This is a genomic window from Flavobacterium sp. (genome assembly GCF_036515215.1).
GTDB lineage: Bacteria > Bacteroidota > Bacteroidia > Flavobacteriales > Flavobacteriaceae > Flavobacterium.
The window spans coordinates 1-21,349 of the sequence record NZ_DATBVQ010000108.1 but is presented as its reverse complement, the minus strand read 5'-3'; the positions used below and the strand labels follow the sequence as shown (position 1 = coordinate 21,349).

20 protein-coding genes are annotated in these 21,349 nt (G+C 38.8%); 10 read left to right on the top strand and 10 right to left on the bottom strand.

Annotated features, from left to right (window positions below; genetic code table 11):
* Nucleotides 1–3: 3 nt before the first annotated feature.
* From ilvC to VIH09_RS07260, 9 genes are all read left to right on the top strand, one after another.
* Nucleotides 4–1,473, top strand: a complete 1,470-nt coding sequence (gene ilvC, locus VIH09_RS07300; protein WP_331579388.1) for a ketol-acid reductoisomerase — start codon at nucleotides 4–6, stop codon at nucleotides 1,471–1,473.
* Between the two features lie 527 nt (nucleotides 1,474–2,000).
* Nucleotides 2,001–3,908, top strand: coding sequence for an acetate--CoA ligase (gene acs, locus VIH09_RS07295; RefSeq protein ID WP_331579386.1), 1,908 nt, complete (start codon nucleotides 2,001–2,003; stop codon nucleotides 3,906–3,908).
* Between the two features lie 106 nt (nucleotides 3,909–4,014).
* Nucleotides 4,015–5,142 (top strand): NAD(P)/FAD-dependent oxidoreductase, encoded by a 1,128-nt coding sequence (locus VIH09_RS07290; protein ID WP_331579383.1) that lies wholly within the window; start codon nucleotides 4,015–4,017, stop codon nucleotides 5,140–5,142.
* Nucleotides 5,143–5,148: 6 nt separating this feature from the next.
* Nucleotides 5,149–5,862, top strand: coding sequence for a methyltransferase domain-containing protein (locus VIH09_RS07285; RefSeq protein WP_331579381.1), 714 nt, complete (start codon nucleotides 5,149–5,151; stop codon nucleotides 5,860–5,862).
* Nucleotides 5,859–6,911 carry a type III polyketide synthase gene (locus VIH09_RS07280; protein WP_331579379.1) on the top strand — a complete coding sequence of 351 codons (1,053 nt, stop codon included), beginning with the start codon at nucleotides 5,859–5,861 and terminating at the stop codon, nucleotides 6,909–6,911. Before VIH09_RS07285 ends, VIH09_RS07280 begins: the two co-directional genes overlap by 4 nt.
* An 18-nt stretch (nucleotides 6,912–6,929) precedes the next feature.
* Nucleotides 6,930–7,358, top strand: coding sequence for a hydroxymyristoyl-ACP dehydratase (locus VIH09_RS07275; RefSeq protein ID WP_331579377.1), 429 nt, complete (start codon nucleotides 6,930–6,932; stop codon nucleotides 7,356–7,358).
* 60 nt (nucleotides 7,359–7,418) lie between these two features.
* Nucleotides 7,419–8,693, top strand: coding sequence for a beta-ketoacyl-[acyl-carrier-protein] synthase family protein (locus VIH09_RS07270; RefSeq protein ID WP_331579375.1), 1,275 nt, complete (start codon nucleotides 7,419–7,421; stop codon nucleotides 8,691–8,693).
* A 10-nt stretch (nucleotides 8,694–8,703) separates the two neighbouring features.
* Nucleotides 8,704–8,958, top strand: a complete 255-nt coding sequence (locus VIH09_RS07265; protein WP_331579373.1) for an acyl carrier protein — start codon at nucleotides 8,704–8,706, stop codon at nucleotides 8,956–8,958.
* Nucleotides 8,955–9,440, top strand: coding sequence for a 4'-phosphopantetheinyl transferase superfamily protein (locus VIH09_RS07260; protein WP_331579371.1), 486 nt, complete (start codon nucleotides 8,955–8,957; stop codon nucleotides 9,438–9,440). The genes VIH09_RS07265 and VIH09_RS07260 overlap by 4 nt, the downstream gene beginning before the upstream one ends.
* A gap of 10 nt (nucleotides 9,441–9,450) precedes the next feature.
* Here VIH09_RS07260 and VIH09_RS07255 read toward each other — a convergent pair whose 3' ends face one another.
* The 3 genes from VIH09_RS07255 to VIH09_RS07245 form a co-directional block, all read right to left on the bottom strand.
* Nucleotides 9,451–10,047 carry a 3'-5' exonuclease gene (locus VIH09_RS07255; protein ID WP_331579369.1) on the bottom strand — a complete coding sequence of 199 codons (597 nt, stop codon included), beginning with the start codon at nucleotides 10,045–10,047 and terminating at the stop codon, nucleotides 9,451–9,453.
* A 2-nt stretch (nucleotides 10,048–10,049) separates the two neighbouring features.
* Nucleotides 10,050–11,966 carry a DUF294 nucleotidyltransferase-like domain-containing protein gene (locus VIH09_RS07250; RefSeq protein WP_331579367.1) on the bottom strand — a complete coding sequence of 639 codons (1,917 nt, stop codon included), beginning with the start codon at nucleotides 11,964–11,966 and terminating at the stop codon, nucleotides 10,050–10,052.
* Nucleotides 11,967–12,547: 581 nt separating this feature from the next.
* A complete protein-coding gene (locus VIH09_RS07245) occupies nucleotides 12,548–13,915 on the bottom strand; it encodes an NAD-dependent succinate-semialdehyde dehydrogenase (protein ID WP_331579365.1) in 1,368 nt (455 codons plus the stop codon).
* A gap of 383 nt (nucleotides 13,916–14,298) precedes the next feature.
* Here VIH09_RS07245 and VIH09_RS07240 point away from each other — a divergent pair, with 383 nt between their 5' ends.
* Nucleotides 14,299–14,745: a peptidylprolyl isomerase gene (locus VIH09_RS07240; RefSeq protein ID WP_331579363.1), complete on the top strand. Its 447-nt coding sequence runs from the start codon at nucleotides 14,299–14,301 to the stop codon at nucleotides 14,743–14,745.
* Between the two features lie 111 nt (nucleotides 14,746–14,856).
* On the opposite strand, the gene VIH09_RS07235 is transcribed toward VIH09_RS07240, so the two are convergent.
* The 7 genes from VIH09_RS07235 to VIH09_RS07205 all read right to left on the bottom strand — a co-directional run bounded on the left by VIH09_RS07235 (nucleotide 14,857) and on the right by VIH09_RS07205 (nucleotide 21,293).
* Complete coding sequence (locus VIH09_RS07235) at nucleotides 14,857–15,339, bottom strand: SRPBCC family protein (protein WP_331579361.1); 483 nt, start codon at nucleotides 15,337–15,339, stop codon at nucleotides 14,857–14,859.
* Between the two features lie 420 nt (nucleotides 15,340–15,759).
* Nucleotides 15,760–16,431 carry a hypothetical protein gene (locus tag VIH09_RS07230; protein WP_331579359.1) on the bottom strand — a complete coding sequence of 224 codons (672 nt, stop codon included), beginning with the start codon at nucleotides 16,429–16,431 and terminating at the stop codon, nucleotides 15,760–15,762.
* 138 nt (nucleotides 16,432–16,569) lie between these two features.
* A complete protein-coding gene (locus tag VIH09_RS07225) occupies nucleotides 16,570–17,085 on the bottom strand; it encodes a DUF2199 domain-containing protein (protein WP_331579357.1) in 516 nt (171 codons plus the stop codon).
* A gap of 368 nt (nucleotides 17,086–17,453) precedes the next feature.
* The gene (locus VIH09_RS07220) at nucleotides 17,454–17,783 is read right to left on the bottom strand and encodes a hypothetical protein (RefSeq protein WP_331579355.1); all 330 of its coding nucleotides are present in this window, start codon (nucleotides 17,781–17,783) and stop codon (nucleotides 17,454–17,456) included.
* An 87-nt stretch (nucleotides 17,784–17,870) separates the two neighbouring features.
* Nucleotides 17,871–18,719 carry a type II CAAX prenyl endopeptidase Rce1 family protein gene (locus VIH09_RS07215; RefSeq protein ID WP_331579353.1) on the bottom strand — a complete coding sequence of 283 codons (849 nt, stop codon included), beginning with the start codon at nucleotides 18,717–18,719 and terminating at the stop codon, nucleotides 17,871–17,873.
* A gap of 291 nt (nucleotides 18,720–19,010) precedes the next feature.
* Entirely contained in the window at nucleotides 19,011–20,336 is a 1,326-nt protein-coding gene (fucP, locus tag VIH09_RS07210; protein WP_331579351.1) for an L-fucose:H+ symporter permease, read from the bottom strand.
* Between the two features lie 36 nt (nucleotides 20,337–20,372).
* Nucleotides 20,373–21,293, bottom strand: coding sequence for a carbohydrate kinase (locus VIH09_RS07205; protein WP_331579349.1), 921 nt, complete (start codon nucleotides 21,291–21,293; stop codon nucleotides 20,373–20,375).
* Between the last annotated feature and the right edge of the window lie 56 nt (nucleotides 21,294–21,349).

Sequence of the window (21,349 nt, the reverse complement as noted above, 5' to 3'; positions counted from 1 at the left end):
ACGATGGCAAATTATTTCAATTCATTACCACTTAGATTACAATTAGAACAATTAGGCGTTTGCGAGTTCATGGACCAAGCAGAATTCGCGAATGGCATATCAGCTTTAAAAGGAAAAAAAGTCGTTATAGTTGGCTGTGGAGCACAAGGATTAAACCAGGGTCTTAACATGAGAGACTCAGGTTTGGATATTTCATATGCTTTGCGCGCAGAGGCCATTGCTCAAAAACGAGCTTCTTACATGAATGCCGCCGATAATGGCTTCAAAGTGGGGACCTATGAAGAATTAATCCCAACGGCAGATCTGGTATGTAACCTTACGCCGGACAAACAACATACAGCTGTAGTTATGGCAATCATGCCATTGATGAAAAACGGATCTACATTGGCGTATTCCCACGGTTTCAATATTGTCGAGGAGGGCATGCAAATACGTAAAGACATCACTGTTATCATGTGTGCCCCAAAATGTCCTGGATCAGAAGTCCGTGAAGAGTATAAAAGAGGTTTCGGTGTACCGACACTAATCGCCGTTCACCCTGAAAATGATCCGAACGGTGAAGGTTTCGAACAAGCAAAAGCCTATGCGGTAGCAACTGGAGGCCATAAAGCAGGAGTTTTAAACTCTTCATTTGTGGCGGAGGTAAAATCGGATTTGATGGGAGAGCAAACCATTCTTTGCGGTATGCTTCAAACGGGATCGATTTTATGTTTCGACAAAATGGTCGAGAAAGGAATCGAACCTGCTTACGCCTCAAAATTGATCCAATACGGCTGGGAAACCGTAACCGAAGCTTTGAAGCACGGTGGAATCACAAATATGATGGATCGTCTTTCAAATCCTTCAAAAATAGAAGCCTACAGATTGGCCGAAGAACTAAAAGATATTATGCGTCCGTTGTTTCAAAAACACATGGATGATATCATTTCCGGGGAATTTTCAAAAAACATGATGATCGACTGGGCTAATGATGACGTTAATTTATTAACATGGAGAGCAGCCACAGCAGAGACTAATTTTGAAAAAACAGCTGCCACGACTGCTCCAATTTCGGAGCAAGAGTATTTTGACAATGGTGTATTAATGATTGCAATGATTAAAGCGGGAGTGGAATTAGCTTTTGAAACCATGACGCAAACAGGGATTATTGAAGAGTCCGCTTATTATGAGTCGTTGCATGAGTTGCCTTTGATTGCCAATACGGTAGCCAGAAAGAAACTGTATGAAATGAACCGAATTATATCAGATACCGCAGAATACGGCTGTTATTTATTTGACCATGCCTGCAAACCATTATTGACAGATTTCATGAAGACTATTGAAACGAATGTGATTGGGAAACCATTTTCTGCCACAAATGGTGCCGAAAATTCAGTTCTAATTGCAGTTAATAAAAGTATACGTCAGCATCCGATAGAAGAGATTGGAGAGTGGTTGAGGGAATCTATGACCGCAATGAAAAAAATAGGATAGATTAAAATTAGGAATTACCCACACATGAGGGTGTGTTGAGATTTGCGCTATATCATTTGTTTTGCAATTATTTTGGATTAGTAAACAACATATTAAACTTGATAATGAATATGGCTGCTTGTTACGTTCACTTAACTTCATTCGAGCTTGAAAGTTAAGTGAAGTAATTCCTTTAAATTAAGGGACTAAATTGTTTGCTATTAATTGCTAATATGGTGTGCAAAATACACAAAAAGGTTTTAGCGGTAATGAAAGACTATAAACTATTTGGATAATTAAGTGTCTAAAATAGATGTTTTTTTGCTGCTTTATTAATTGTTATGATTATTGTTAATTTAAAAAGGCGGGGAAGTTTATGCTTCTTCGTCTTTTTTGTTTTTATAATTATACGATAATTAGCCTAATAATATGAAATACTTACAAATGCATACGATTTTGTGAAAAATATTTAATTTTTCATGCCAATTTATAAAATAAAAAAGTTTAGGAATAGATGGAGATTTAATACTTTTATAAAAAAAAATCGGATGAGTTACTATAAGGTCGAAAATCTAGAGCAATACTTCAAACATTATAACAAATCTGTTCGTGAACCCCGGAAATTTTGGGGTAAGATCGCCGAAGAGAATTTTACTTGGTATCAACAATGGGATAAAGTTATTGATTTCAATATGGCCGAGGCCGATATAAAATGGTTTACCGAAGCAAAACTAAATATAGCCAAAAACTGTGTCGATAGACATCTAAATAAAAGGGGTGAGAAGACAGCCATTATTTTTGAACCTAATGACCCTTCCGAAAAAGCATTACATATCACTTATAATGAATTACATCAGCGCGTTTGCAAAATGGCCAACGTTTTGCGTGAGCAAGGAATAGAAAAGGGGGATAGAGTTTGCATTTATTTACCCATGATTCCTGAACTTGCAGTATCGATGCTGGCTTGTGCCAGAATTGGCGCCGTCCATTCCGTAGTTTTTGCGGGATTTTCTGCCTCGGCGGTTGCAACTAGAATTATTGACAGTGACTGTAAAATAGTCATCACCTCTGATGGCGGATACCGTGGCAACAAAACAATAGAATTAAAAACCATAATTGATGAGGCATTGGAAAAATGTCCGTCAGTCAGTTCGGTTTTGGTTGTAAAAAGGACAAAAACTGAAATTAATATGAAGCCAGGCAGGGACATTTGGCTGCAGCCTTTACTGGATGGGGCTTCAGACAACAGCGTGGCCGAAATAATGGATTCGGAAGACCCTTTGTTTATTCTTTATACTTCCGGTTCTACAGGAAAACCTAAGGGTATGGTGCATACCACTGCGGGATACATGGTTTATACGGCGTATACTTTTAAAAATGTTTTCAATTATGAAGAAAACGACATTTTTTGGTGTACTGCAGATATCGGTTGGATAACCGGACATTCTTATCTTTTATATGGTCCGCTTTTGAACGGTGCCACCACAGTTCTTTTTGAAGGAGTTCCCTCGTACCCGGATTTCAGCCGTTTTTGGGAAATCATCGAAAAACATAAAGTAAGCCAATTCTATACAGCTCCAACCGCGATTCGTGCTTTGGCGAAGGAAAATTTGGAATATGTCCAAAAACATCATTTGAAGACCTTGAAAGTTATAGGTTCCGTTGGCGAGCCTATCAATGAGGAAGCCTGGCATTGGTATAATGACAATGTAGGTGCGAAAAAATGCCCTGTGGTTGATACCTGGTGGCAAACAGAAACGGGAGGAATAATGATTTCGCCACTAGCCTTTATCACACCAACAAAACCGACGTACGCCACGCTACCGCTACCTGGAATTCAACCCGTTTTAATGAACGATAAGGGAATTGAAATTGAAAGGAATCAAGAAGTGGGAAGCTTGTGCATTAAATTTCCGTGGCCAGGAATAGCGAGAACCATTTGGGGAAACCATCAAAGGTATATAGACACTTATTTTTCGGCTTTTCCCGGAAAATATTTCACGGGCGATGGCGCTCTACGCGATGAAGTGGGCTATTACAGAATTACAGGTCGTGTAGATGATGTTGTGATTGTATCCGGACATAATTTAGGCACCGCTCCTATAGAAGACGCGATCAACGAGCATCCGGCGGTTGCAGAAAGTGCCATTGTCGGCTTTCCACATGATGTAAAAGGAAATGCCTTGTATGGTTATGTTATTTTGAAAGAAACGGGCGAAATCAGAAATAAAGAAAACCTGTTTAAGGAGATAAACCAGCACATTTCGGATCACGTAGGCCCTATAGCCAAATTAGATAAAATACAATTCGTATCTGGTTTGCCCAAAACGCGTTCCGGCAAAATCATGCGTCGAATCCTAAGAAAAATTGCTGAAGGTGATTTCTCGAATTTTGGGGATACCTCCACTTTGCTAAATCCGGAGATTATAGAAGAGATCAAAAAGGAAAGAAAATAAGCCGATTTTTTTTAAAAATTAACTAGAAAACTGTTTCATAATATGGAACAGTTTTTTTATTTCAAAGCGATTTTTTTTGAAAGAAATAACCTAAATTAGCAAAGCTATGAAAAGAAACGCTTCTGTAATTATTGTTGGTGGGGGATTGGCTGGACTTACTTCTGCCATTCATCTGTCAAAAATAGGCCTAAGCGTTATATTGATTGAAAAAAACGAATTTCCGAAACATAAAGTATGCGGGGAATACATCTCAAACGAAGTTTTACCCTATTTTGATTGGTTAGATTTAAAAGTTTCCGAATTGCAACCGACTGCCATCTGCAAATTGCGATTTTCGACCGTAAACGGGAAAGTAATCAATATTGATCTGCCCCTTGGGGGATTTGGCGTAAGCCGCTACGAATTGGATCTCTTTTTATACCAAAAGGCGTTGGCGAATGGCTGCGTGATTCTACAAGATACCGTGGAAAATATAGTTTTTAGCGACGACCGCTTTACCGTAACCACTTTAAATAATACTGTCCTAGAATCCGATATTGTCATAGGGGCTTTTGGGAAGCGCTCAAATATGGATCAAAAATTAGAAAGGAGCTTCATCCAAAAAAAATCGTCTTGGCTGGCCGTAAAAGCCCATTATTCAGGTAATTTCCCGAATGATTTAGTAGGTCTGCACAATTTCAGGGGAGGATACTGCGGAGTTTCAAAGGTCGAGAACGACAAAATTAACATTTGTTATTTGGCGGATTACGATACCTTTAAGCAATATAAAAATATAGAGGAATATCAAAACAACGTAGTTTCCAAAAACCCACATATGAAGGCGATATTTGATAGCTGTAATTTGTTTTTTGACAAGCCAATAACGATAAGTCAAATTTCTTTCGAAAAAAAAGAAGCTGTAGAAAACCATATCCTTATGATAGGGGATACGGCTGGATTAATTCATCCCTTGTGCGGAAATGGCATGGCAATGGCCATTCACAGCGCGAAAATTGTTTCTGGCTTGATTGGGGACTATTTTAACGATGAAATCAAATCTAGAGACGAACTGGAAAGCAGCTATCTAAAGCATTGGAATTTTAACTTTCGCAAAAGATTAAAAATGGGAAGACTATTGGCAAAAATATTGCAAAAACAAAATCTATCCGATTTGCTGTTACGTATATTAGTCAGATTTCCTTTCCTGTTGCCTATTATCATAAAAAAAACCCATGGCAAACCAATCATAGACTGACGATACATGTTTTTAAACACCAAATATAGAACCGATAAATCTGAAACCATGGATGATTTTGCCATGGAAGGCGAAGTCTTGCGCGAGGCCTTGGATAAAATCGCCCAAATTAACCGACTTTTGGGAGGAAACAAGCTAACTTTACTCGGAGTAAAAGCGTTGATTGCCAAGGTTTCCAACACTTCTAAAATAACGATTGTTGATGTGGGTTGCGGTAACGGGGATATGTTGAGAAACCTTGCAGATTACGGCGCAAAAAATAATTTAAATTTAAATTTAATCGGAATTGACGCCAATAAATTCACAAGCGATCATGCGCTGAAATTGTCGGAAAATTATCCAAATATATCCTATCGTTGTGAAGACATTTTCGATAAAGCTTTTAGAGAATTGAAGTGTGATATAGTATTATGTACCTTGACTTTACATCATTTCAAAGAGGATGCTATTTTGGATATGGTGAACGTGTTTCACACTAACGCAGCTATTGGGATTGTAATTAATGATTTGCAAAGAAGCAGTTTGGCCTATCGATTATTCCAGTCCTTATGTTTTGTTTTTCAACTGAATGCCATGTCCCGTGAGGACGGTATGATTTCTATTTTAAGGGGGTTTAAAAAGAGTGAATTAATTGATTTTTCAAAAAAACTAAATTTCGGCAACTATACCATTCAGTGGAAATGGGCATTTCGTTACCAATGGATAATATCAAAAATATGAGTGTAAAAATACATACCGTCACCAAGCAACTTCCCAAATATTCCAGAACAACAGAGGAAATCATTCCTTTTCTGGATGCTTGGCTCGTAGGTCAGGAAGAGCGTTTCATCAGAAAAGTAAAAAAAATATTTGAAGGGGCAGCAGTCGACAAACGTTATTCCATCATGGATCCAATCGAAGTTTTTACGAAAACCTCTTTCGAGGAAAGGAACGATATCTATGTGCGCGAGGTCATTGATTTGGGCGAAAAGGTGCTTGAAAAAGCGTTGCTTAAATCCAAATGGAAACCGGAAGATTTAGATTATATCATCACCGTCAGTTGCACCGGAATAATGATCCCTTCACTTGATGCCTATCTAATCAATAAGTTGAAATTACGTCAAGACATTGTCCGCCTTCCCGTTACGGAAATGGGTTGCGCTGCGGGAATTTCAGGGATAATTTATGCCAAGAATTTCTTGCGGGCCAATCCGGGTAAGCGAGCCGCAGTAATCGCAGTCGAGAGCCCTACGGCAACTTTTCAACTCGATGATTTCTCTATGGCCAACATTGTCAGTGCCGCAATTTTTGGGGACGGTGCTGCTTGCGTGCTGCTTTCGTCGCATGAAGACGACCAAGGGCCTGAAATATTGGACGAAGAAATGTATCATTTTTATGATAATGAACACATGATGGGTTTCAAGCTTACAAATTCAGGTTTGCAAATGATTTTGGATATTGGCGTTCCGGACACGATTGCCTCGCATTTTCCGGCGATCATTCATCCTTTTTTGGAGAAAAACAATTTAACGATCGCCAATATTGACCATTTGATATTTCATCCCGGCGGAAAGAAAATAGTGCAGACAGTAGAGGATTTATTTTCTAACTTGGGCAAAAATATCGATCACACCAAAGAAGTGCTGCGTCTCTACGGGAACATGTCCAGCGCAACGGTATTGTACGTTCTGGAACGTTTTATGGACGACTTACCGGCCAAAGAGGAAAAAGCTTTGATGTTGAGTTTTGGCCCCGGATTTTCGGCCCAAAGGGTTTTATTGCAGTTTTAGAATCCAAGAACAAATACGATGACACATCAGGAAATCATATCAAAATTGCCTTATTCCAAACCGTTTTTGTTTGTTGACGACTTGACGCAAATCAACGAGAACGGGGTGCAGGGTAGTTATACGTTTGACGAAAACTTAGACTTTTACAGAGGACATTTCAAAGATCGTCCCGTGACACCTGGCGTCATTTTGACAGAAGTGATGGCACAAATTGGTTTGGTTTGTTTGGGGATTTTTTTATTGGATGATAACTTTAACGAAACAACTACAATAGCCTTGACTTCAGCGTCTATTGAATTTATTAAAGCCGTTTTTCCGAACGAAAAAGTGAGCGTCACATCAGAGAAAATATACTTTAGGTTCGGTAAGCTGAAATGTAGGGTGAAGATGACGAATGAACATGGCGAGCTGGTCTGTATGGGCGAAATTGCGGGGATGATGGTCTAATATAATAGAGGAGGTAGTGACTGATTCATATAGTTTTTTAATCTTCAAAATGACAAATTAATGAGTAGGAGAGTGGTAATCACCGGACTTGGCGTCGTCGCTCCAAATGGAGTCGGACTCGATGCGTTCACTGTCGCCATAAAAAACGGAATTTCGGGAATCAAAAAAGATCCTGAACTGGAAAGACTGCAGTTTTCCTGTCAGATTTCAGGAAAACCGGAGATTTCAACTGCAGACTCCCTAAATTATTTCACTGAGTTGGAACTTCGGAATTTTAACTCATCGGGTATTTTATACGGCGTGATTGCGGGCATGGATGCCTGGCAAGACGCGGGTCTTTCCATTGGAATTACTGATGAACCGGATTGGGACAGCGGGACTATCTTTGGGACGGGTACTTCGGGAATTGATAAATTTCGCGAAAGCATCTATAAAATTGATGATTTACAAACACGCCGGCTAGGAAGTACAGCGGTGGCTCAAACGATGAACAGTGGCGTAAGCGCCTATATAGGGGGGAAATTGGGTTTGGGAAATCAAGTCACAACCAATTCCTCTGCCTGCACAACGGGTGCCGAAAGCATCTTAATGGCGTACGAACGTATCAAATCAGGTCAGGCCAAACGTATTTTGGCAGGGAGCACCAGCGATAGCGGTCCCTATATTTGGGGGGGATTTGATGCCATGAGAGTATGTACATTCAAACACAACGATACGCCTGAACAGGGTTCGAGGCCTATGAGCATGGACGCTTCAGGCTTTGTTCCGGGAAGCGGAGCGGGGGCTCTTGTATTAGAGGATATGGAAACGGCCTTAGCTCGAGGAGTTCGCATTTATGCTGAAGTATTGGGAGGGAATATCAATTCTGGCGGACAACGCGGTCTGGGAACCATGACTGCGCCAAACCCGCTAGCGGTTCAAAACTGCATCAAAGGGGCGCTAAAGGACGCCGGAATTGAAGCAAATGCCATCGACGCCATCAATGGACATCTAACGGCCACTTCAAAGGACAGTTTGGAAATAGCGAACTGGAGTAAAGCATTGGGCAGAAAAGGGAATGTTTTCCCGTACATAAACTCACTGAAATCAATGGTGGGACATTGCCTGTCAGCCGCCGGAAGCATAGAAAGCGTGGCGTCGGTACTGCAATTGCATCAGGGATTCATATTCCCAAATATCAATTGTGAGGATCTGCATCCCGAGATTAGCAGTATAATTCACGAGTCAAGAATACCACAACAATTAATTGAAACAGAATTGAATATTATTGCAAAAGCCAGTTTTGGTTTTGGCGATGTCAATGGCTGTCTTATTTTAAAAAAATATACTGCTTAAATTTTAAAAGATGAACAAAGAAGAGACATTAGACCGGTTAAAAGAAATAGTCAAGCCTTACACAAACAACGATGTGGCCTTTGAAAACTTTACTGCAGACACGGATTTTATTGCAGATTTGAATATCAATTCGGCCAATTTAGTGGACATCATTCTAGATGTGGAAGATGCTTTTGCAATTCATATAGACAACGAATCGATGGAAAAAATGCTTGACGTAAAGTCGACATTGGAAGTTATTGAAACTAAATTATCTGAAAAGTGATTGGGAACGACATCGTAGATTTGGCTTTAGCCAGAAAAGAAAGCAACTGGAGACGACCTGGATATTTAGAGAAAATATTCACCAACGAAGAACAATTCTTGATTTCCAATGCGAAGAATCCAGAAATCATGGTCTGGAATCTGTGGAGCAGGAAAGAAGCGGCCTATAAGATTTACAATAGGCAAACGGGGATACGAGCCTATATTCCGACACAGTTAGCCTGTGTTTATGACAATGAGAATTCAGGTTCGGTTCAATGCCATGGGAACACTTATTACACCAAAACGGAAATTACAAAAGAAAAGATACATACTGTCGCCGTTACCCAACAGCGTGATTTTAGCGAAATCAAAATGGAAAAACCCTTGGCTAAAATTCACAAAAAAAACGGGATTCCTTTTGTCAATTATGCTCGTGATGCGGAAAAGCCAATTTCCATAAGCCATCACGGGCGTTTCATTGCCTGGGTAGCAATGGATTAAAGGGATGAAATTATTTGATTCTCAATCTTGCCTTCAACTTCAAAAATAATAAAGCGGTTTTATAGGCATCTTCTGAAGCGGAATTCCTATTACTTTTGGGGATTTTATAAAATTCGGATAACTCGTCCAATGAGAACTTTTTATCCGTTATGTCATTCAGTTTTCGGTGCATAATATCAATATCAAGGGCTTCATTTCTCAGTCGGCCACATGCCAGTCTCTCTAGAGCGGCGTCAATCATTTCAACATGAGAATCTATGTGATGCCCTACCAGTACGGCATTCCCTATAAATTCCACCAAGGCTATCATCGCGTCTGGTTCTCCCAATTTTTTCATTTTGCTTTCAATAATAAATGTATTTGAAAGTTTGTTGTCATGAAGAAATTTATATTGCAATAATATCGCCTCAAAACTATCGCCAATGAGTATACTATCATCCACTACTGCAAAAGATCCTATGGAGAAAATGACATCCTTGGAATAGTTTAAACCGGAAGACTCAGTAGATAAAACGACATAACGGTTCGACTTTTTGTCAAATTTTGAAAGATAGCTTTTCCAGAATTCAGGATACTCTTTATTAATATGTTTGAGCCAGTCTAGCATAACTATGAAAATTGAGTCAGTTGAAATTTGTTTTTTATTAATTCCTCCAATTCTCTCATTGGTAAGAGCGCATTTTTCAGTTTTTCCTTATCGATTTTTGATAATTCTTCTAAATTTATATATTGTCCTGAGTTCTCGTTTTTCAGTCCCTCTAACGTCCTAAATTTTGACAAAATCAAAAAAGCCTCGGCACAATTGAGATATATTTCGGAATGTTTCGGATCAGACATAGCCAATTGCTTAAATCTGACATGGGTATTGTTAATGCCCTTTAAGTCAAAATGCAAAGTAAACAATCGTGCGCCGTCAACAAGAGGGGCTATGGCTCGAGTTTTAATATCAAACATGTCTTTGTGAGGCCCGTCTTCCTCCACAATAAATTTTTTAAAGAAGCTCAAAGGTGAATTTTTTCTTAATGCATCATTTCCTAAATAATCAAAGAACAAGACATTGTTTTTTGCATTCCTAAAAACCATGTTGCTAATGGCGTCTTCCAGTTTTTGATCTCCAAAAACAAGCTCATAATCAAAGAAAATACTACTTACGTTGTTATTCTTTTCCCCTGGCGCGTTCATCCAGCTATCATATTGTTTTATCCAATCAGTCAATGACTTACACCAAATCATATTGCTCGCCATATGCCCATTTGGACACAGTTCATATCCCACTTTTTCAAGAGTCGAAGCCGTTCTTTTCCCTAATTTAAGAAAATAATCTTTAACATCCCTATATTTTTCAGGCACTACGTCTTCAAATATTAAAATACTGTCTTGATCCGTCAGTAATAACTGTTCCTTACGTCCTTGGCTTCCAATGCTCAACCAAGCAAATCGGGCAGGAGGTGAGCCTAAGTCCAGAATTGACAATTCAATAGCCCGTTTCAATAAGGCAAAATTGATCTCACTTGTAATATTAGTGATATGCGTAAGGGGAATGTTTTTTTGAATGGAAGTTTGAACAAGATCTGTAAGCCGTACTCGAATTTGTTTCAATTCAGTGGAACTTTGGGAACGTTTTATTTCCTTTATCAAAACCCCAGGATTACTGGCTTGGGCAACTATTAAATCATGTTCAGAAATCACACCTCTCACTACAGTTGTATCGGTACCGTCTAAAGTCACACACAAATGGGTTACATTATTTTTCAACATCAACAGTTGAGCTTCCGCTAATGAAACGTTTTCCAAGACAGTTATCACTGGCGAAGACATGATTTTGTCGACCGAAACCGTAACTGGGAACCTCCCTGTAGCAATTTTAGAAGACATGTCCATATCAGTAACGATGCCCACCGGAATATTGTTCTCGCAAACGATCGTACTGTTAAGGCGTGTTTCAGCCATTAATTGTGCAACGTCTTGTACAATGCCGCCTATTGTCGTTCTTAATGGTTCAGTGTTGTAAGATAACGTTTGGAAATATTGCATTTCAGACTGTTGATCAGTGTAGAATACCGAATCTGAAATTAAATTTCCGCGTAAATTTTCATTGTCCTTATTATTAGGGGTATTGGTTGCAAAATTCTCTAATAAGAAATTTAAAACGTCCATATTATTAGCGACAAACGGTCTAAAAACTGCTATAGGAATGGCATAAACGATACTTTCTTCCCGCGCTTTTGCGGTCATCCTGTAGTTGTTTTTTGCAAAAAAGGGACGCAAACCAAAAATGGCACCTTCATGACATTTGTTTAAAATGGTCTCTTCGGCATCGGCAATGATGGATAGGTCAATAACTCCTGAAGCTACTACGTAAAAGCTGTCATGGACTATATCGTTGATCTGGAAAAGTGTTTTATGTTTCTGCAAATTCACCACACGAATATTGGCTGCAATTTCGGATAACTCTTGAATTGTCAGTTGATCAAATGGTGAGTATACTTTTAAAAAATCCGCAATATGCTCGGCAATAGTATTCATGTTATTTTTGATAAATTTTTCCGTAAAAATAACGAAATAATAAGTTACAATGAGGCCATATCTTAGGTTAAATATCAGATTTAACAAAAATGGATTTTTGAATGCATTTACAAACCAGTTTTTTATTTATATCGCAGCGCAATGCATATTTGATAATGGGAGAGGATTCGCATCTGGTTTATATTGTGCCGTTTATATGTATTGAATATATTCTATTTTACATAATATAAATTATAGTTCATTTTTATTGTCCGTTATAAAAGCATCTGAAAACCCGAAATAGCTGCAATTCTATCATTTTTATGTTCTTCTGGCATTTCAAAACTCAATCAACCTAAAAAAAGCAGCTTCATATAATTCCAATGCCCAATATAATGGTGCATAAATTTTCAAATATGCGATTCTCAGCGATCGCAAACTGGTATAATACGTTATAACTATTTTGCTTCTTGTAACTTTTCAAAAATTCACTTTTCCGTACAATTTCATTTGTAACTTATAATTTAGAATAATGTAAACCATAAAGGACTGGGCGATTCCCATCAAAATGTACTGTTGCTATCGGGTAAAAGTTCTTGCATTTACTCAATCCAAATTGTTTTTGTGTTCACGAATTCTCGGATTCCATAAGCTGCCAGTTCACGACCATAACCACTGTTTTTGACACCGCCGAAAGGCAATCTTGGATCAGAGACCACCAATTTATTTACAAAACTGCTGCCCGCCTCCAATAGTAAGGCTAGCTTCTCCCCTCTCTCCTTATTTGCCGTAAATACGCCGGAACCCAACCCAAACCTTGAATTATTGGCTAATTCAATGGCATGGGCATCATCTTTTGCACGAATCACCGATGCCACTGGACCAAACAACTCATTGTCAAACCCTTCCATTCCTGGCTCTAAATCAGCCAAAATTGTGGCGGGATAATAGGCTCCTTTTCCGTCGGGAATTTGCCCACCCAATACCAATCGACCGCCCTGAGCTACGGTTTTCAGGACCTGTCCGTGAAGCTGGTCTCGCAAGTCCAATCGCGCCAGCGGACCGTAATATGTATTTTCATCCGTGGGTTCGCCCATTTTGGCTGCTTCCATTTTCTTGGTGAACAAGGCCAGGAATTCATCATAGATTGCATCAAGCACCACGAATCTCTTCGCGGCGATGCAGGTTTGGCCGTTGTTTTGCAGGCGCCCCAAAGTGGCCAAATCGGTGGCTTCTTCCAAATCGACATCATCGAGAACAATGTAGGCATCGCTGCCACCCAATTCCATCACCGTTTTCTTCAAATTTTGTCCCGCAATCGAAGCGACAGAACGGCCTGCGGGATCGCTACCGGTAAGGGTTACGGCAACGATGTTCTCATCTTCAATGATATCCTTTACCAATTTGGAGTCAATGTTCAGGTTGCTGAAGGTCCCTTCAGGAAATCCCGCTTTCGCGAAAGCATCTTCCAGTGCAAAAGCGCATCCCTGCACGTTTGAGGCATGCTTTAAAACACCTGTATTGCCGGCCATTAATGCGGGAACTGCAAATCGGATGACCTGATAGAAGGGGAAATTCCAAGGCATAACCGCCAAAATCACACCGATGGGTTGAAATGTCACGTAACTTTTTGCGGCCTCCGTCTTTACGGTTTCATTCGCCAATAGCTCTTTGGCGTTATCGGCATAGTAACGGCATACCCACGCACATTTTTCTATCTCCTTGCGGGACTGACCAATAGTCTTGCCCATTTCCCTGGTGGCCAATTGCGCATACTCTTCCTTGTTCGCTTCCAGAATATTGGATAGATTGCGCATCAGTTGGCTGCGTTCCTCAAAAGTTTTTTTCTTCCAACTATCGAATGTCTTTCTTGATCGGGCAATTTTCTCTTTCGCGACCTCTTTTGTGATGCGGTCGTATTCCGCTACTTTTTCCCCGGTAGCCGGATTTATTATTATAGTACTTGCCATTATCTATATTTTTAAGATTCTTTGAATATTCATCTAAAAGTAATCATAAAAATAAAGAAACGCAGTCCAATAAAAGACTGCCTGATGATAATTAATTGCCAATTTTTGTGATTTTGATCAAGATAAAATGGTCTTCGGGCCGTCTGACAGAATTGCCGATTTGGTTGTAATTATTCGAAAAATTTGAAATAAATGGCGTTTTGTTGACTTTTAAACCGTTTTTTGGGTAAAATCAGGCTTTTTTTGATGATTTTGCGGCATTCATTTCAAATTAGGGCCCTTTGGCTTGGTTTTGGCGGACAAAGCGAATATATGTTTAAACTAAAATGTTTGCCGCGTAAAAATTACGTGAAGGATGTTTTTTAAAATTAAAAAATAAAACTATGAGTCAAGTTAAAGAGAATAACACGGTAAAAGTACATTACACTGGAAAATTGTCTGATGGGCAGGTTTTTGACAGTTCTGAAGGAAAGGAGCCGTTAGAATTTACTTTAGGGCAAGGACGTTTAATTCCAGGTTTTGAAAAAGGCTTAATCGATATGAAATTGAACGAAAAAAAAACGATTACAATTACTCCTGACGAAGCGTACGGTGCCGTTAGGGAAGATTTGATACAAGAGGTTGCAAAAACCGAACTTCCGCCGGAAATAAAGCCTGAAGTTGGAATGGGACTGGTTTCCAAATCTCCTGACGGGCAAGAAATGAATTTACTGGTAGTTGAAGTTAGGGACCAAAGCATTGTTTTGGACGGAAACCACCCATTGGCCGGTAAAGATCTGATTTTTGACCTTGAAGTGGTGGAAATTAAAGATACTGTGGTAACTGAATAACAACATTTACCTACTTACTTAAAAGACCTGGTGGCTATAGCTGTCAGGTCTTTTTTTAAGTTGTTTTTTTGAACCTAAGGTAGAAAGCGGATTGGTTTGTGCATAGTTTTTTTACTCGGTTTCAAAATGAGCAATTACATTATTCATCATTTGTTTAACACACCACTTAGCATACATCCTGCTGAACAAATAGCCTAACCAACGTGTTTTCCATGATTTTGGAAGTTCATATTTGATAAATATTTTTAGTTTAGAGAAACCATTTTCTTCTTCAATTTTCACCCCCATTGTATAACTACCGATTACAATTAATTTTTGTTCACCGACTGTTTCCCATTCTTTTCTATAAGGTGGTTCATAAAGGATTACCACCTCATTAAGAAACAGAGGAATTCCGAAAACTTTTCCACCCATTTTAATGTGCGAACCAACTCTCTGGCCCATTCCACTATCCACCTCAACATTCATTCGGCTGCCGCCCATCATCCAAGAAGATTGACTCATATGTGAAGAAATTTGTGAGTGGTTGTCGATATAGGCAAAAACTTTATCAGCAGGAACTTTTATCGACTTTGTTTGTTCATACTGTCTCATATCATTGTTTTTATCCACTTTTTATTGAAAAACATTACCCTACTAAGTAGGATAAAACGTTGAAAATTCATCTAGGTAGACTAACAATGATTTAACGGCTCATTTAAGGCAAGCAGGGGATCTGAGACAGGAATTTGTCTTCTAATTGTTCAATTTAAAGGTAGTCAAAAAAAATCATTTTTGAGAGATTTCCCATAATGTTTTAAGTTTATTTTTATCTTGAGTAACTGTTAAAAAGTTCCTGTGGGATTTTGGAGTTTAAATTTAAAAAATTTTGGACAACGTCCCGCGGCTTGGGAAGGTTGGGGAAATAAAGATGCAAGATTTTTCGGTTAAACACAAATTTTTCAAATACAAAACCATCTTCAAATACAGCCTAAAACCCAAATCTTGTGTAACGGCTGTTAGCAGTAGTTTTAATTACTTTTCTTTGTAATATGTTCCGACTCCTTTAAAATAGTAAGCCTTTTTACTTTCTAATTTAGCTCTAAAGATTTCGTGCTTTTTACTCAATTTAAACGAATTCTCCGCATATTCTATTATCCCCTTTAAAATCATTGCGAGCTCAATTTCGTTCTGTTCATACAAACACATAAAATTAGTTTCAGTAATTTGATTATTAATTTTAAATTGAAAATTCGTTTCATCACAACCAAATTCATTTAATTTCCAATTGTCAATATATTTTGAAGAAGGAATTTGTGATATTTCCTTTTCTATAATCATTTTTCCTAAAATACTGGAAATATTGTCGTCGAGAATTAATTTTTCGAATACATAATTTTTTGGCTCAAGACTTTTGAATTTGCCATTCTGAACTGATTTCATTTCAACTATTTGATTTAGAAGCAAACCTTGGAAATAAATTCCATCATTACTTAATAAGTCAACTATTTGTGTATCATAATTAAATCGAAAATGAAATTTATAATTTGAGTTTTCTAGCATTGACAAACCAAGATAAAATTCTTCTTTTCCAAAAGATGATTTATTATCAATGTAAGTGTCAGAAAAGTCAACTTTAGATACTTCATTTTGTGCAAATAAATTAAAGCTTGTAAATAAAATTACGCATAGGATAAGTTCTCTCATAAAAATTACTGCTATGTTATGCCACTTTGAGATGGCTGGAAATTCGTAATTGTTCAATTTTCGGCTTAACGAAAACTTGATGCGAAACAGTAATTCCACTAAACTCCAGCTAGCTCAAAATGGTTGTTGGGGTAGTGTTTATTGTCTATTTAGCATTTCAGTAATTCTTCTTTCAGCTTCCTCTTTTGTAATTCCGTCATTATAATCTTTTACGAATTGATGTTCAAAATCATGATTTGGAATTATTTCAGGTCTTGAATTTCCTTTTTTTGTATATACTGTTGTTGGAATATTTGTTGTGTTTTCATAATCTGGCAGATAATTACTTAACCATCCAAAATATTTTGTTTCGTGATTTTCGTTATTAAAATTTGCAGAATAATCTTCAAAACTTTCATCGCTTAAAGAAACCCAAAGTCCATATTCTAAATTTTCACAATGGTCAATTACTTTTTGAGTTAATGTGCAACGAATAAATTTGTCAGTTTGGTCAGAATATTTTATTTCGCAAAGATCTGAAGTTAATTCGGCAATTGATCCTTTTTCATCATCAGTTAAATCATTATAATGAGTAGGTGAGGAATAACCTAAAGAAGGCCATTCTTCATGTTCTTTTCCGCAACATTCACAAATGTATTTTGTATTCTCTGACATATTTAGTTCTTATTTTGCAGATTCCGTTTTTAGATTACCACCAACTAGTATATACTCGCTATAAAATAGCGACTATACACCCAAAATCAGGTAGATTGCCGCTACTTGGATAGCGTATTTCTAAGTTATCCAAATATATGCTATTCTACCGAAAAATCTGATTAATTTTTTTTCGCCGGATTTTCAAAAGTAACTCCTTTTCAAAATCCTACTTTACGGGAAACCGTAAACGGAGCTGTTTCTTGCCAATTTTTCTTGCCTTGCCAGCAGTTGAGAGCCTTTGCGGACGGTAAATTGCTTTTTTTAGGTTGCGACTGAGCAATAGCTCCAGCCAAGCACCAGATATAAGCTTCATTTGCTATACTGTTTCAATGGGCATTCGTTTTATTGTTGTCACGCCCGTACCCTTTGAAAGTCAACACAATTCCAATGGCAAGAAGAACCATTTGGAGGGCGAAAACTACGCTGGCGTTTTGAGAACCCTGTTGGATGGGCTCCGGAAAGAACATTCTGCCCAAACCCCCCAGCATAACGAACCAGCCCAGGATGGATATAAGGACAGGCCAGCTACGAGTCCAGTTATTGTGGGCAAGGACGATTGAAAGTCCACCAACAAACCATAATGAGCCAGCCAGATAAGTCTGAGTAATTGGAACGCTTGCCCAAATTTGAGAATTTATTGCTTCAGACAGATTCATCACAACAAGAGTGGGACCGAGTAATTTTGCGATCTGTTTTGAATTGGTCATATCACTTTATTTTTGTTTTCGGATCTTAAATAATCATTATCTTTCTTCGTTTACGTTTCCTGATGGGGCATATCTAAATTTCGCCAATGTCTTTGGCCCCCAAAGGAATGCAACTACAGCAACACAGAATATAGCCAGTAAAGCACAGATGCGTGGGTCATAAAAAGGGACTGCCCGTTGCAAATTGTCCTGTGGCCACAGGCTCCAAAACAAACCAAGCATCCAATGCAACAAGGCCATGGAAAACAAACTCTTTCCTGAATTGTTATAAACCCACACGAACAAAACGCGGGCAGCGATGGTGTAAAGGGCATGCCAGAAAATCCATTCAGACGAGTAATATCCGCTGATGATAAAACCTGGAATATGATACCCTGCCCATATCATCCCTACAATTATAGCAGAGGTTAGCGCGCTGTAGCGTTTTTGCATCGGGTCAATGGCATATCCGGTTAGGCCGAGTTCTTCTCCATATGTCATTAAAAAAACTATGCTGTAGCCGAGAAACGTAATAATCGAGAAGTCTGGTGCCGGAATCGAAGTTCCGTACGAGTTCACAATCCAATTATGGAGAAAACCGATTCCGGGAAAAAGAAGCAATAGCGGGAGATACCAGATTTTGGGTTTGATTTTCCGTAAGTCATAGGTTCTTTTAAAAAGAGCTATTAAACCATCCCTCCCGCTTTCTTTGTAAATAAGAATAAGCGCTGCGACCATCGGCATGCCAAGGGGCAATTGGAATAATTTGAATCCCGGAATAACTTGTTCGTCATAAATGGCACCAAGCACCCAAAACGGGATCGACAAGCCGAAAAGCAGGATACAAAAGTTGAGTAAGGATCTTTTTCTGAAATTTAGGGTGTTTTTATCGTTAGACTCTGTCATTACAAAAAAGTTTTAATCGATTAGCAGGACATCGTAGGCGTGACCGTTAACTATATTAAATATACGGCTCTTTTTCGGTCGAATGGCTGATAACGATAGCTTTTTATGCAAGTCGCGAGCATTACTTTTCACCCAGCTGTAACGCGACCTAATGCGAAAGGATTTTTTGTTTTACAAAAAAACCGAAACAGGCTCCGGTAGCTGTTTCGGCTTCCTATATTTATCATCATTAAAAACGATTCTCGAAACTTTTTATTCCGTTTTACTTCGCAAAGACTCGAATTACCGATTTTAACGGCTTTCGGAGATTTTATACGTGCTGTAACCGTAATGTGCCACAACAGCCAAACAAACTAGCGGGAGGATGAAAGAAAAATTCACTTCAGGAATGTATCCGAAAAGTTTGATGTCGGAAAATCCGGAACCGCCCATGTCTAAGATGGACCCTTGCAAAACAGGCATTAATGCACCACCAACGATAGCCATTACCAGTCCCGCAGACCCAATTTTAGCCTCATCGCCCATGTCTTTGAGTGCAATCCCATAAATGGTAGGGAACATGATTGACATGAATATCGAGATGGCCACCAGCGAAAGCAGTCCCGGAATTCCCGGTAATACGATTGCTCCGGCGCAACAAATCACGCCACCAATTCCGAAAAGCATCAACAGCTTCGATGGGTTGATTTTTAACATCAACGCTGTCCCGATCCACCTGCTGAGCAGAAAAGAAACCATAGCCCCCACATTATAATAGGTAGCCGTCAACTCTAACCCCAAACTTTCATTGATATAATCGACATATTGAAAAATATAGGTCCAACACATGATTTGCGCACCCACATAAAAAGTCTGGGCGATAACCCCGTTTCTATAATTTTTGTTGGCAAACAGTTTTTTGAACGAATGGGACAATGACATTTTATCGGCTTCCGTCGTTTTAGGCATTTTGGTAAAGAGTATCACCACCATTATAAACAACACCAAAACCCCCAATCCGATATAGGGAATACTGATGACGCTCAAGTCATTTTCCCTAATTGATGCCACTTCCTGTGAGGACAAGGCGTTGTAAGCCTTCACCGTAAAATCATCGGATCGCAAGGCACTCATCACAAAAGTTTGCGCCATGATCATACCTGTAATGGAACCTATGGGGTTGAAGGCTTGGGCCAAATTCAGCCTTTGCGTTGCTGTTCTGGGATCTCCCAATGACAAAATCAGCGGATTTGAAATGGTTTCCAGAAAGGCCAATCCGCAGGTCAGAATCCACAGTGACACCAAAAAATAGTTGAATTGCTCGTATTCGGCTGCGGGATAAAACAAAAAAGCTCCTGTTGCGTATAATAGCAATCCCAAGATAATCCCTGATTTGTAGCTGTATTTCCTAATGAATAAGGCCGCCGGCAAAGCCATAAAGAAATAGCCGAAATAGAATGCAAATTGCACCAGGGAAGCTTGGACATTTGAGAGTTCGGGCATTACTTTTTTGAATGCCGAAACCATGGGATTGGTAAGGTCATTAGCGATTCCCCATAAAGCGAATAGCGATGTGATTATGATAAAAGGAAACAGTAAATCCTTTTTTACTAACGGAATACGGATTGTTGTGCTCATTGGTTTTTTAGTTAATGGTTTATAAAGGAAAGGTTTTTAGTTCACTATCTGCTGTTTTTTTGGTTCAAAGCCAACTAAAAAGGAATTGATTTCAGTAGCAGTAATTACGGGATTTGCACCTTCGTTTTGAGCAACAATAGCCCCAATGGCGCTGGCAAAATTGACCGCATGCTGAGGATCTTCGCCGTTAAGTAGCTTAATAATTAAGGAGGCCAAAAAAGAATCTCCCGAACCTACAGTATCCACCACGTTAACCTTGAAACCGCAATTGTGATAAAATTTGCCGTTGCAATACAGAACGGCTCCATGAGATCCTAAAGTCACACAAATGGTTTTGGTGTTGGTTTTCTCGGCGATGAACAAAATATTTTGCTCCAGTGATTTTTTGCCCGAATTTAAATCCTGACAAATTTCATGCAACTCATCGTCATTGAATTTGATGAAATCGGCCGCATGCAATAATTCCAAAACATTCGATTTCGTGTAATGCGGCACTCTTAAATTCACGTCAAAAATGCTGTACTTGGCCACTTTCAACAATCCTTTTAAGGTGTTGTTTGACACTGAGTCTCTGGAAGACAAGCTCCCGTAAACAAAAAAATCAGCCTCTTCAACCACTTTAGTGCTTAATTGGGACGCTTCTATTTTGTCCCAGGCAGCGGGGTAACTGATGTCGTAGGAGGCATTGCCTTTTTCGTTCAGAATCACGTTTACGACGCCTGTTCCGTAATTTTCCTTCACTTGAATGGTATTCGTTTTCACCCCTACTCCATTCAAATAGTCCACTAATTTTTCTCCATTAGCATCGTTACCAACGGCACTTACCATCGAAATATCTCCGCCTAATGAGTTTAATCTTGAAGCAACATTCAATGGGGCTCCCCCAATTTTTTTGTGTTCAAGAAAAAAATCAAAAAGAATTTCACCAAAACATACACCTTTTAGTCTTTTTTCCATTTTGTCTTTTATTTATTTTCTTATTAAATTAATTGGGTTGCGTTACATTGTACCAC

Excerpts from the sequence above, each read along its gene's own strand:
- ilvC (WP_331579388.1), top strand. The coding sequence starts at position 4 with ATGGCAAATTATTTCAATTCATTACCACTTAGATTACAATTAGAACAA.
- acs (WP_331579386.1), top strand. The coding sequence starts at position 2,001 with ATGAGTTACTATAAGGTCGAAAATCTAGAGCAATACTTCAAACATTAT.
- VIH09_RS07290 (WP_331579383.1), top strand. The coding sequence starts at position 4,015 with ATGAAAAGAAACGCTTCTGTAATTATTGTTGGTGGGGGATTGGCTGGA.
- VIH09_RS07285 (WP_331579381.1), top strand. The coding sequence starts at position 5,149 with ATGTTTTTAAACACCAAATATAGAACCGATAAATCTGAAACCATGGAT.
- VIH09_RS07280 (WP_331579379.1), top strand. The coding sequence starts at position 5,859 with ATGAGTGTAAAAATACATACCGTCACCAAGCAACTTCCCAAATATTCC.
- VIH09_RS07275 (WP_331579377.1), top strand. The coding sequence starts at position 6,930 with ATGACACATCAGGAAATCATATCAAAATTGCCTTATTCCAAACCGTTT.
- VIH09_RS07270 (WP_331579375.1), top strand. The coding sequence starts at position 7,419 with ATGAGTAGGAGAGTGGTAATCACCGGACTTGGCGTCGTCGCTCCAAAT.
- VIH09_RS07265 (WP_331579373.1), top strand. The coding sequence starts at position 8,704 with ATGAACAAAGAAGAGACATTAGACCGGTTAAAAGAAATAGTCAAGCCT.
- VIH09_RS07255 (WP_331579369.1), bottom strand. The coding sequence starts at position 10,047 with ATGCTAGACTGGCTCAAACATATTAATAAAGAGTATCCTGAATTCTGG.
- VIH09_RS07250 (WP_331579367.1), bottom strand. The coding sequence starts at position 11,966 with ATGAATACTATTGCCGAGCATATTGCGGATTTTTTAAAAGTATACTCA.
- VIH09_RS07245 (WP_331579365.1), bottom strand. The coding sequence starts at position 13,915 with ATGGCAAGTACTATAATAATAAATCCGGCTACCGGGGAAAAAGTAGCG.
- VIH09_RS07240 (WP_331579363.1), top strand. The coding sequence starts at position 14,299 with ATGAGTCAAGTTAAAGAGAATAACACGGTAAAAGTACATTACACTGGA.
- VIH09_RS07235 (WP_331579361.1), bottom strand. The coding sequence starts at position 15,339 with ATGAGACAGTATGAACAAACAAAGTCGATAAAAGTTCCTGCTGATAAA.
- VIH09_RS07230 (WP_331579359.1), bottom strand. The coding sequence starts at position 16,431 with ATGAGAGAACTTATCCTATGCGTAATTTTATTTACAAGCTTTAATTTA.
- VIH09_RS07225 (WP_331579357.1), bottom strand. The coding sequence starts at position 17,085 with ATGTCAGAGAATACAAAATACATTTGTGAATGTTGCGGAAAAGAACAT.
- VIH09_RS07220 (WP_331579355.1), bottom strand. The coding sequence starts at position 17,783 with ATGAATCTGTCTGAAGCAATAAATTCTCAAATTTGGGCAAGCGTTCCA.
- VIH09_RS07215 (WP_331579353.1), bottom strand. The coding sequence starts at position 18,719 with ATGACAGAGTCTAACGATAAAAACACCCTAAATTTCAGAAAAAGATCC.
- fucP (WP_331579351.1), bottom strand. The coding sequence starts at position 20,336 with ATGAGCACAACAATCCGTATTCCGTTAGTAAAAAAGGATTTACTGTTT.
- VIH09_RS07205 (WP_331579349.1), bottom strand. The coding sequence starts at position 21,293 with ATGGAAAAAAGACTAAAAGGTGTATGTTTTGGTGAAATTCTTTTTGAT.